Below are 12,700 nucleotides of genomic sequence, written 5' to 3' on the forward strand. Positions count from 1 at the left end.
ACATAATCATAGATAGATAAGTGGTTCAGGAAGATATTAGTAGTGTTTGTGTTAGCAAATTATGTAAACACATAAAATATATTGAAAAATAATATTATATATAATATTATTTATATGTGGGAAATACGAATATAAAAAATCAAAAACAATATTCGGAGGACATAAATATGTTGAGCAACAAAAAGAGAAGTATAGCAATAGTAATGGCAGGAGCTACAGTTATGAGTGCAGCAGCACCAATATTCGCAGATAATACTGTATCAGAAAATGTTGATAAAAATTACACAGTAAGTGCGAAAGATTCCACTAAATTAATCGAAGAGGTTAGAAAAGCATTAGAAGTTAAGTTTGAAGATACAAAAGCAGGAGCAAATGTAAATGATAGAGTTTATGATATAAAAGTAGACAATGTAAACTTAACTAATGCAACTCAATTACAAAATAAAATAAACTCATTAACAGAAGGACAAAGTTTAAAAGTTACTATTCAAGATAAAGGGCATCAAGTTTTAGGTGGAAAAGTAGTTGACTATAAAGTTGAAAACTACAAAACAGCTCAAGAAATAGTAGATGGAGTTAATGCTTACAATGCAACTTTAGCACAAGATTCTGATAGCAAGTTGACAGCAACTATAAAATCTACAAGTACAGTTGAAGTAAAAAGAGCAAAAGACTCAACAAATGTTATTACATTAAATGTAGGAGACCAACATTTAGATTTCTCAAAAGTAATAACATCAGAAGATGGTACTTTTGAAGGTTATGAAAAGAGTTATAGTGACATAGAGTCAAAAGAATTACATACAATAACAGTTAAAAATGCAGATTTACAAGACATAACAGCAGAAGAATTATTTGACGGAATTAGATTAACTACATTAGGAAGGGAACTAGTTAATAAAGTTGAAAATGGATATGCTTTAACATTTGAAAATGAAGCAATCCTTACTCAAGAACAAGAAGATAGTGATGATAAAGATAAGCCAGAAAAATCAAGCTTTGATATAGTTTTAAGTAAGGCAAATGAAAAGCCAGAAACAATAAGCGTTTCAAGTAAAAACCATAAGTTAGCTAGAGATTTACATAAAGTATTAACTGATGTAAAAGACGGAAAAGAATTAAAAGTAGAAGTTTTATCTGGTGATTCAAGATTTACGACAGCAGTAGAAGTTAGTAAAGAGAGATTCAAAGATGGAGAAGCAGAAGCTATAATTTTAGTTGGAGAAGATGCTATAGTTGATGGATTAGCATCAGCACCGCTTGCATCTCAAAAAAATGCACCAATATTATTATCTAAAAAAGATTCATTACCATCAGAAATAGAAGCTGAAATATTAAGAGTACTTGGAAGTAATCTATCTTCTAAGAAAATATATATAGTAGGTGGAGAATCTAAAATATCAAAAGAAACTGAAGAAAAACTTTCTAAATTAGGTGTAAGCAAAGTTGAGAGAGTTTCTGGAGAAGATAGATTTGAAACTTCTTTAGAAATAGCAAAACAATTAAAAGATACATTTAAGACTGCTTTTGTAGTAGGTGGAAATGGAGAAGCAGATGCTATGAGTATATCAGCTAGAGCTGCTCAATTTGGTGCTCCAATAATAATTACAGGTAACGAATTAGATGCAAATGCTGAAAAACTATTAAAAGGAAAAGAATTAGAAATAGTAGGTGGAGAAAATTCTGTATCAAAAGAAGTTGAAGACAAATTAGTTGATATAGATTTAAATAATAAAGTTGAAAGATTGGCTGGAGAAAATAGAAAAGATACTAATGCTAAAGTAATCAATAAGTACTACGCAGGTGCAACTAAAGCATATGTTGCAAAAGATGGTTATGTAGGTGGAAATGGACAATTAGTTGATGCACTTACAGCAGCACCACTTGCAGCTAGTTCAAAAGCTCCAATAGTGTTAACTACAGAAGAACTTTCTAAATCACAAGAAGAAGTAGTTGAGTTAAGACTTAAGAATGTTACTAAGTTAGTACAAATAGGTGAAGGAATAGCTAAAAATGCTATTGAAAAAATAGCAGAAAAAATAAACTTATTTACTAAGAACTAATAAGATATAGGAATTAATATTAAAAGTTTATTTAAGTAATATATGGTTATACAATATGTCAATATGTAAGACATAGTGTATATATTAGAAAATATATACAAATAATGAAATAAAAATAATAAGGATAAGGTATCTCATTTAGAATTAGATTGAGATACCTTATTTTATTTTTTGATTATAATATTATGGAATTCATATTATAAAAAAATTATTATAAATAATACTGCTTATAATGATTAAATACCTTATTAACATATATTATTTTGAATTTATTACTTAATTAAATAAATAAGTTATAATGTTTTGAATTTATGAAGAATAAAAACTTTAAGTATATTGTTTGAGTTGTATGGATAACTATGGTATCATATATAAAATATGGTAACAAAACTGTAACTTTTGATTCAAAACGAACAAAAATACTAATAAAAAATGTGAAAAGTATATTGGGGGTAGAGAATAATATGAAGAATAGTAAAAAGATATTAGCTATAGGACTTACACTATCTTTAGTAATGCTAAATACTCCTATAGTAAATGCATTGACATCAGTTGACCAAATAAAAGGGAATGACAGGTATGAAACAGCAGCAAAAATAGCAGACAAGCAAAACTATAATACAGCAATACTAATCAATTCAGATAATAGCTTAGCAGATGGTTTAAGTGCAAGTGGTTTAGCTGGAGCTTTAAATGCGCCTATTTTAATGACAAAACAAAATCAGATTCCAAATACAACTATGGAAAGATTAAACAAAGCAAATACTGTATATATAATAGGTTCAGAATCAACAATAAGTAAAAATGTTGAGAATCAGTTACTATCTAAAAAGAAGGTTGTACAAAGAATATTTGGTGAAAATAGGTTTGATACAAGCATAAAAATAGCTGAAAAAATCAAAGAAATTAAGCCAATAGATAAAGTAATTATAGCTAATGGAGTTACAGGAGAAGCAGACGCAATAAGTGCATCACCAGTAGCAGCAAAAGATGGAGTGCCTATAATACTTACAGATGGAAATAGTGTAGGATTTGACATAACAGGATTAAAGAGTTATGCACTTGGTTCTAGTGAAATAATCAGTGACGAATTAGTTAAGAGCACAAATTCTATTAGATTGGGTGGAACAGATAGATTTGATACCAATAAGAGGGTTATACAAGAGTTTTATAAAAATAGTAAAGAATTTTATCTAAGTAAAGGATTGCAATTAACAGACGCATTGGCAGCATCTACAATAGCAAAAAATGCTCCTTTAGTCTTAGTTGAAAATGGTAGTAATAAGAGCATTTTAAGTGGTGCAGACAAATTGACTGTACTAGGAGGCATAAATCAGAATGTTATCAAACAATGTATAAATCAAGCTTCACCAAATCAACAAGGGTTATATTACAATCCAAATGATAGAGCATTTAAAGAGAGAATAAAGGGTAAAGTATATGCTCTTACAAAGCAATATAGAAAAGAAAATGGAGTGAGAGCTTTATCTGTAGCAAGTAGATTAGAAGGGCTAGCGAATGACTGGTCTAATTTGATGGCAAATAAAAAGACTTTATCTCATACAATAAATGGGAAAAATTCATATTCTACTTTTTTGAAGTACTTGGATTGGAGTGAGATTAAGCCTGGATATATTGCAGTTCAAGGTGAAAATATAATTAAATATAAAATTCCAGATAAACCTGTGTATACAAATAGAGATGCAGATGATATAGGAAACTTTATTTTTAATGAGTGGAAGACAAATCCAGAAGAAGGTACTAATATGTTACATAAAGGGTATGAAATAATGGGATTTGGTATAGCTATAACAGGGGATAAGAATCTATATGCGACACATGAGTTTTATGGAAGATATAAAGAATAAGGAAAATATACAAAAAGTTATGCTTGTGAGAAAATTATATAAATAATTAAATTATAATGAAAAATAACATTTATATTAATAGATTAATATAAATGTTATTTTTTTATAATTTAATTTGAAAAAATTGTATTAAAAAGTTTAAATATAATATAAAATGGGTAAGAAAGTAGTGAAAATTAAATGGCAAAATTAGGGAAATCTAATGACGCAAAACTATAGGGATTAAAGCTTTTAAAGCCATATCAGCCAGTTGCTAAAAAGAGTAAAGTCTTTTTATTTTATAATTAAGATTCTCTTTGAGTGTCTTTTTTATTGTCTGAAACTTATAGTATTTAAATTCATGAAAAGTTAGATATTTATTAAGGGAGGATTGTTGTTTCATGAAAAAGGCAATATCTTGTGTACTAGCAGTATCGATGTGTAGTGCACCACTAAACGTTTTTGCAGAACCTATATTAGAGGGTAAGATAAGAGCAGTTGAAAAATCAGTTACAGAAAAGTTAAGGGGGAGTCTTGAAGTAGATTTAAATTTTTCACTTCCAATAAAAAATAATGAGTCAGAAAGTATGACTAATATGCAGTTACGATTAGAAGATAATCGTAACAATAGTGGAATAATAAAGCTTGGAGAAAAAGATTCAGGAACAGTAAATGTTGGGACAGATAATATAGAATATACTATAAAGAAACTATCTGCAAGTAGAAGTGAAATAAAAAATAAAGATGAAAATATATCATATTATAATATTGTATTTAATAATTTACCTGTTGGAAAATACAATGTAGAGGTATCTGGAGGTGGTTTTAATAGTAAGGAAATTAAAGACATTGATATATCAAGTTATTCACAAAGAGTTTTATTAAGCAATAGAGCAAGTGTAGATGATAAAAATCAACCTTTAAACTATGAACTATTCTTGATGGGTGATGTAAATAATGATGGAAAAGTGGATAAGAGTGATTATGAGAATGTATTAAAAAATATAAATTCAAATAAAAGTGAATATGATTTAAATAGAGATGGAAAGGTAGATATTGCTGACCTAGATTATGTTCAGAAAAATTTAGGGCAAAGTGAAGACGCAAAAAGCCTAGAGAGTATAGTATCTACTAATCCTATAGTAGATACAAGTAAAATAACATTAGAAAAAAACAGTTATACAAATATTCAGGGTACTGTAGAGGATTTATTCAGTGAAGAGAATAGTGGAGTTAAAATATCTCCAGTAAATGCAGGTGATAAGATATCAGAAGAAAAACCATCAGTAATGGATATAGCTTTATCAGAAGCACTTGATATGGAAGTCATAAATATAAAAGCACCTGAAGGGAATGCTCCAGCAAAAGGAATAGTTGAAGTTACAGATAAAGATGGTAATGTTCAGCAGGTTCCTTATGAAAATAAAGAATATGTGGAAACTTTAAAAGAGGAACAGAAGCAAGAGGAAGTAAACAATGAACAAGAAGAAACAAATAATAAAGATGAAAATATAGAGCAGTCTGATAATAATAACTTAGACAGTAATCAAGAAGAAAAAAATGATAAAGAAGATTCAACTTCAAATACAACTGATAAAGAAAATAATGATAAAGAAAATAATGATAAAGAAAATTCATCAACAGATAAGTCTAATTCAGACAAAGATACATCAAAACAAGAAGACAATATCAGCAAAGATGATAGTTCTACAATATCTACATACGGTAGGTCAGCAGTAGAAACATATGCAGAAGTTCAAGATAGCGATATAGTAATAAATCTTGGTAAACAAGTAGCAGTAAAAAAGATAACAATAAAAATAACAGCTACAACAGCAAATGATAGAAATCTTGCAGAAATATCTAAGGTTGAGTTTTTAAATAATGTTTATAAAGAAATACCAAAGCCAGATATGAATATACCTAAAATCAATAAAATATCAACTAGTACTGCTGTTGGAAATGAAAAGGTATCTTTTTATTGGAATAATGAAGTAAATGTATCAGCATATGAGCTTATATTAGATACGATTGACAGTAGCGGAAAGGTATTATCAACTAAAAAATTACAAACTAGTAAAAATACTATAGATGTTAGAGATATACAAGCATATGGATTATATAGAGTTAGCATACAGTCTTTAAATGGAGATTGGAGTAGTGGATATAAAGATGCAACAGCAGAAAACTTGGATGGAGTTCCAGAAAATGTAGACTCAAACTATAAGCCTATACAATTTAGTCCTGATAGTATAATAGAATTTCAAGTTGTTCCAGATACAAAACCAGAACCACCAGAAGGTATAAATGTCAAAGGTAAATTTAAATCTCTTGATGTAAGTTGGAAAAATCATAAACAAGCTAAAGACTTTGATTTGTACTATAAAGAAAAAGGCTCTAATGGATCCTGGATAAAATACAATGATAAGCTTATTCGTGGGACAAGTTCAAAGATAGAAGGTCTTAAGGATAATACAACATATGAAGTTAAAATGACAGCTACTAACCACTTGGGAACTAGTGGAATGTCTAAAACATATATAGGTACAACTGAAAGTATGGATGCTCCAACAACACCTAACTATAGACTAATTAATACTACTAAGTTAGATGCAGGCTTTGGAATACCAACAAATCACATTGTAGATGTTGCTTATCCAGATGGATATGACAAAAGTGAATATAATGATAAAAATCCATTTGATAGATTCAATATAGTAGATGGAGACTTTACAACACACTGGACATTCCCAACATATAATGCAGCCGAGGGAACGAATAGAGGGCCAATAATAACTTTTGATAAAGCTTATACTATGGATACTTTTATGGCTACACCTCGCTTTGATGTTTCTGATAAGACAATTAATGATTTTGAAATACAATACTGGGACGAAAATGGCCAAGTACATAATTTAGGTGATGTACCTTTTGAAACAAAGACAGACCCTGTAAATAATAATATATATGTAATGGTCAGATTAAAGGAACCAATAAATGCTACTAAAGTACAAGTAAGTGTTTGTTCTTCTTATTCATATAAAGCGAATATATCAGAACTTAAATTCTATGAGTATGACAGTATAGAAAAAGATGTAAGAAATTTATTTGTAGATGACTTACAAGTTGAATTAAAAGAAGATGTAACTCAAGAAAAAATAACGGAATTAAAAGATAGAATTAGTACTCCTGATAAAGTGAGTGGGGAATATCATCCATATAAGACAGTTATTGATAGAGAATTAAAGCTAGCACAAGACTTGTATAACGATAGAGCTACACTTGCTGATGTAACAACTGTAAATCAAGATATAAATGTTTCAGGAAGATACAAAGATAAGAGTGGGAACTATACTGTTAAGTCTAATAATCTAGGTATGGGAAATGATTGGCAAGCATTGGGTGTAGCTGCTAGAGCTGGAGATGAAATCACAGTATATGTTGGAAGTAAAAGTGGTAGAACTCCTAAGCTGATATATACACAATACTATGGAGAGTCTGGTGCATATAAGAGTGGAGAAATAAATCTTAACACTGGTAAAAATGTAATTCAGTTAAGTAAGCTTCATAGTTTAGATGTAGAGTGTGGAGGAAGCTTGTACATAAGATACCCTTATGATACTCCAAGTGGTGGAGATATAAAGGTACGTGTAGCAGGAGCTACTAAGATACCACATCTTAACTTAAATGGAATGATAAATGATAAGAGTCCTGAAGGAGTTTCTGAATCTAAGAAAAAGATAAGAGCCTATATAGAAGAATTAACTAAATATAAGAATGATATAAATGGAGAACCATATTATCCAGGAACGAATATTGGCAATTCATATGGATATTCAGAAGCAACTGGTGTATTAAACACTACAGATATTGAAAGTGATAAAGTTACATTAAATGTTCCTGCAACAGCTGTATATCAAGGAATATCAAAAGGAAATTCTGATTTAAATACACAAGTAGATAGATTGTACAATAGTATGCTTGCATGGGAACAAATAATGGACTTAATATATTCTGAAAGAGGAGTATTTAAGACACAAGACTTAGATGGTAATGGAACTGTAGATGACAATGAATTTGACATAACTAAAAATGATATGGCTCCTAAATCTCGTATGAATATAAAATATCAAAGAATGTTTATTGGAGCATTTATGTATGCTTCTGGTTTACATGTAGGAGTAGAGTATGGTTCAGTTCCAGGACTTATGAATGGAGTACCTTTCCAAATAGATGCTAGTGGAAAAGCTACAGGAGGAAGTTTATTTGGATGGGGAATAGGTCATGAGATAGGACATGTTACAGACATTGGTAAGATGACATATAGCGAAACTAGTAACAATGTACTTGCTTTACTTGCTCAAACATTTGATGATAAGACACACTCAAGACTTGAAGGTTCAACAATGGATAAGATATATGAACATGTAACTTCAAACAGTTTAGGTATACCAAGTAATGTATTTGAGAGACTTGGAATGTTGTGGCAATTACATTTAGTTTATGACGATGATTTTACTGGTTCAATGCTAAAGAATAACTCGGATGCTGATTTAAGCAATGATACATTCTACGCTAAAATTTCAAGAAAATACAGGGCACTTTCAAGTGGTGACCCAATCAATAATTTACCAAAAGACCAAATGTTAGTTGCAATGGCATCAAGTGTTGTTGAAAAAGATTTAAGAGATTACTTTAAGGCATGGGGAGTAGAAATTACACCAGAGCTAAACAGTATAATGGATAGTAAAAAGTACGCAAAAGAGACTAGAAAGATACAATATATAAATGATGAAGCTAGAAGAAAGATTTTAAATGAAAATATAGCAAGCATGGCAGAGGATACAAAAGTAAGTGCTGGTTTTGCTGATGGGGCACAAAGTGGTTCTCTAGTTAAATCTAATAAAATATCTATAGACCTAGATGTTGATAAAGACAAAGATAAGATATTGGGATATGAGATAATAAGAAGTGATGGAAACTACTTAGATGGTGAAAATGGAACTCAAGTAAAATATAGAACAGTGGGATTTGTAGATGCAAAAGGAAATAGCCAAGCTAAATTTACTGACAATATATCTCCTCTTAATAATAGAGCATTTACATATAAAGTAGTTGCATATGATTATCATCTAAATCCAACAGATGAGTTTGAAGTTGGTACTGTAAAATTATCAGATGAAGGAAAAATAAACAAATCAGCATGGTCATTTATAACAAACACTGTTTCTGATGGTGATGTTAGAACTGAAAATGACTCACATGGACCATTACAAAATCCAGAGATTGATAACATCAAGGATAATGATGCAAGTACTACATATAAAGGAAAGAGAATAAGTAAAGCTGAGTGGAATAAAGACCCACAAAAAGACCCAGATATAAATGTAGAAGAAAATCCATATATAATAGTAGATATGAAGGAAACATTGCCTATAGTAGGGTTAAAATATACAAAGCCAAAAACTGAAGCTAGAAAATTATCATTAAAAGGATTATTTAACTTTAGAAAGGACACTAGTACAACATACAGCCCTTTAACTAATTATAAGATACAAGTAAGTAATGATAAAAAGAATTGGGAAGATGTTAGCCAAGGAACTTTTGAATATGGACAAGATTTAGTTGGTGGAGGAAAAGACCAAGATAATGAAGCTAGAGTTACATTTAATAAAGATGGTAAACTTTGGACATACCAAGCTAGATATGTAAAACTAATATCAAACAATAAGTCTAATATAGAAGTTGCAGAGTTGGATATAATTGGTCCTCCAGGTGACAATATAGAGATTGGAACAGTAAATAGTGTAGACCAAACTCGTACTAATGGAATTGGAAAACTAGCAGAAGATTATGTATATCAAAGTGATGACCCTAATACAAGTGAAAATGAAACAGCTAAGATTCCAGCTGGTTCAATAGTAATTACAGGAGAATACAGTGGAAATCCAGCGTTTAATTTACCATTACTTATAGATAAAAATAATAAAACTATATCTGGAGAAGCACTCTTATTTGCAGAAGTGCCAGAAAAAGGTGAATTAGGTGAAATAAGTAAAGGTACATGGGTTTACTATATGCCAAAAGAAGGCTTTGATTCTTTAAGTGATAAGGTTAAGGCTGAATTATATAGATATAATGACCTTCAAGGAGATACTCCAGTAGGTCAAAGATTTGTAAGTGATACAATGTATGTAACTGTAGGAGCTAAGAATTATGATGAGTTAAAGACAATAAGTCTTACTGATAGTAATAGTAAAGTTAGAAAAGTTACAAGAAATGCTATTGATGTTAGTAATAAGAAGGTTATAGTTGTGAGTAATAAAGTAAAAGGTAATATTATTAGAGATAAATAGTAGGTGGAACTCTAAAAAACCAAAAAATACTAGTACTAACATTGCATATTTAATATGATTAGGTACTAGAATAGTTTAAAAATAGTAGATGTTAAAAGTAAAGTATATAAATGTAACTATAAGTTTAGGGTAATTTATAAATTAAATATAAAAGCTAGGTGGATGAGTAATTTTATCCATCTAGCTAATGATAGATAAGGACGGGTGTTAATGAGTAAAAGAAAATCTTTTATAAGAACCATAGCAATGTCAACTATGGCAGTAGCTGTAACTGGTAGTGTTACATGTGCATATGCAGCTCCAGTTTTGCAAGGAACAAAAACGTATGAGAAAGTAAATACTATAGATATATCTGTGGACTCAGTAGAAAACATAGTATATTCATTTCAAGCTAGTATAAAAGTACAAGGTGAGGTTGAAGTAGTAGGTAATGAGCAGAAAGAAAAAATTAGTTGGTCTGATAATATAAAATCTCAGATAAAAAGTGGAAATGCGAATGCTACTTGTAGAGCAGAATACAACAAATCAACTAATACAACTACATTAGATATATATGTTACATCAAATGAGGATTTACTAGATGGAAATAGATTGAATATAGGAAGAATATCTGTAAAAAAATCTGGTAGTAACTCAAATGCTGGCTATAAAGTTTTAGGAAATGGAACAAGTGATAAACCAGCTTTAAAAATTGTAACATATAACAATAAAACAGTGGATTATGAAAGTATAAACTCTGATGAAGGATTAATATTTACCCTTATTAATGAGAGTGAAGTAAAACCAATTGGTGGAACTGGTTCTAGTAAAAATGACCCTGAAAAGTATAAGGTAGAGAAAAGTGAAGCACTTGAATATTTATTAAATAATATTAGGATAAACTATTCTGTTGTTAGTAAAGAAACAGAAGAAAGTGATTCAAATGTAATATTAAAACTTGGCTTATCACAAAAAACAACTAGGGGAAGAAAAGCTACAATAAACAAACATGTTGAAGTTATACTTCCTAAAAGTTTAGAGTACATAGTTGAAAATGAATTATCCAAACCAGATGAATTACCACCAGATAATGGTAGTGGTGGAAATAATGGTGGAGGAAATGATTCAGGTGGTTCATCTAGTGGTGGAAGTTCAAGTGATTCTACATCTAATGTCACAGTCAAAAAATTAAAAGGTGCTGATAGATTTGAGACAGCTGCCAAAATATCTCAAAGTGGTTGGACAAAATCAGATACAGTTGTAATAGTAAATGGAGAAGATAAAAGTATGGTGGATGGACTTACAGCTACACCACTTGCTAGTGTAAAAAATTCACCAATTCTTTTATCATCAAATGAAAAGCTTCCTCAAAGAACTGTAGAAGAATTGAAAAGACTAAATCCATCAAAAGTAATTGTGATAGGTGGAAATAACTCAATGCCAAATTCAGTTGTTGAAGCTATTAAAGGCATAAATTCAAAAATATTAGTACAAAGAATAGGTGGAGATACAAGGTATCAAACTTCTATTAATATAGCAAAAGAAATAGATAAGACGAATAATGTAAGCAAGTTGTATATAGGGGCAGGAAATGGAGAAGCTGATTCATTATCAATAGCATCACTGGCTGGTAAAGAAAAAACTCCAATAGTACTTACACAAAAAGATGGTGTAGATAATGAAGTAGAACAATTTATTAAATCAAACAAGGTGTCAAATATATACTTTATTGGTGGAATAGAAAAAATATCTAACAAGGCTATTGAACAGGTTGGAAAAATAGCAAACAAAGATATATCAAACAATAGAGTGGCAGGTCAAACTAGACAAGATACTAATGCCAAAGTAATAGATAAATTCTATTCTCAATCCAAGCTAGATGGAGTTGTAGTTGCAAATCAAGATAAACTTATAGACGCTTTAGCAGTCGGACCATTAGCAGCTAAAAACAATTCACCAGTTATACTTGCTACAAATACGTTAGATAAATCACAAGAATCGTCATTAAAAGGTAAAAATTCATCAAAGTTGTTTGAAGTAGGTGGAGGAATAGCTTCATCTGTAGTAGATAAGATTAAGAGTTTAATTGAAAAATAAATATTAAGTAAATCGAAAATAAGAATGTATTTAGATATAAATTTATATATCTAAAAGTGCATTCTTATTTTATTTTTATTATCTTAATAATTTAATAATATTGAGGTTAAAATGTATAATAATTTAAGCAGTATATAAGTTTAATTTTAAATAAATCATGTATCTTTCATATATAAATATAAATTAAATTTTGAACATCTTTAAATTGAAGTCAAAAATAATTTTCTAAATTTAATAAAATAAAATATTAATGTATAGACTAGATATATTAATATCATATATACTCTATAATATATGGAAAATAAAGAGAAAATAAATGGAAAATAATTACAATATAAAATATAAAAATCATCAGGGG

Annotated in this window: 4 protein-coding genes and 1 riboswitch; all 4 genes read left to right on the forward strand. The window is 29.5% G+C overall.

What is annotated here, in order from left to right:
- The first annotated feature begins 167 nt into the window (after positions 1–167).
- The 4 genes from KGF39_RS08790 (at position 168) to KGF39_RS08805 (ending at position 12,342) form a co-directional block, all read left to right on the forward strand.
- The gene (locus tag KGF39_RS08790; RefSeq protein WP_227822004.1) at positions 168–2,063 is read left to right on the forward strand and encodes a cell wall-binding protein Cwp8; all 1,896 of its coding nucleotides are present in this window, start codon (positions 168–170) and stop codon (positions 2,061–2,063) included.
- Between the two features lie 464 nt (positions 2,064–2,527).
- Positions 2,528–3,931 carry a cell wall-binding protein Cwp9 gene (locus KGF39_RS08795; RefSeq protein WP_227822005.1) on the forward strand — a complete coding sequence of 468 codons (1,404 nt, stop codon included), beginning with the start codon at positions 2,528–2,530 and terminating at the stop codon, positions 3,929–3,931.
- 172 nt (positions 3,932–4,103) lie between these two features.
- A riboswitch (cyclic di-GMP riboswitch) is annotated at positions 4,104–4,189 on the forward strand.
- A 122-nt stretch (positions 4,190–4,311) separates the two neighbouring features.
- Positions 4,312–10,266: a M60 family metallopeptidase gene (locus tag KGF39_RS08800; protein WP_227822006.1), complete on the forward strand. Its 5,955-nt coding sequence runs from the start codon at positions 4,312–4,314 to the stop codon at positions 10,264–10,266.
- Positions 10,267–10,476: 210 nt separating this feature from the next.
- Positions 10,477–12,342, forward strand: coding sequence for a cell wall-binding protein Cwp10 (locus tag KGF39_RS08805; protein ID WP_227822007.1), 1,866 nt, complete (start codon positions 10,477–10,479; stop codon positions 12,340–12,342).
- Positions 12,343–12,700: the final 358 nt, after the last annotated feature.

Origin of the sequence: Clostridioides sp. ZZV14-6345, assembly GCF_020657775.1 — a bacterium.
Classification (GTDB): domain Bacteria; phylum Bacillota; class Clostridia; order Peptostreptococcales; family Peptostreptococcaceae; genus Clostridioides; species Clostridioides difficile_D.

What these genes read in the sequence shown, in the direction of transcription:
- KGF39_RS08790 (WP_227822004.1), top strand. Translation starts at nt 168, where the DNA reads ATGTTGAGCAACAAAAAGAGAAGTATAGCAATAGTAATGGCAGGAGCT.
- KGF39_RS08795 (WP_227822005.1), top strand. Translation starts at nt 2,528, where the DNA reads ATGAAGAATAGTAAAAAGATATTAGCTATAGGACTTACACTATCTTTA.
- KGF39_RS08800 (WP_227822006.1), top strand. Translation starts at nt 4,312, where the DNA reads ATGAAAAAGGCAATATCTTGTGTACTAGCAGTATCGATGTGTAGTGCA.
- KGF39_RS08805 (WP_227822007.1), top strand. Translation starts at nt 10,477, where the DNA reads ATGAGTAAAAGAAAATCTTTTATAAGAACCATAGCAATGTCAACTATG.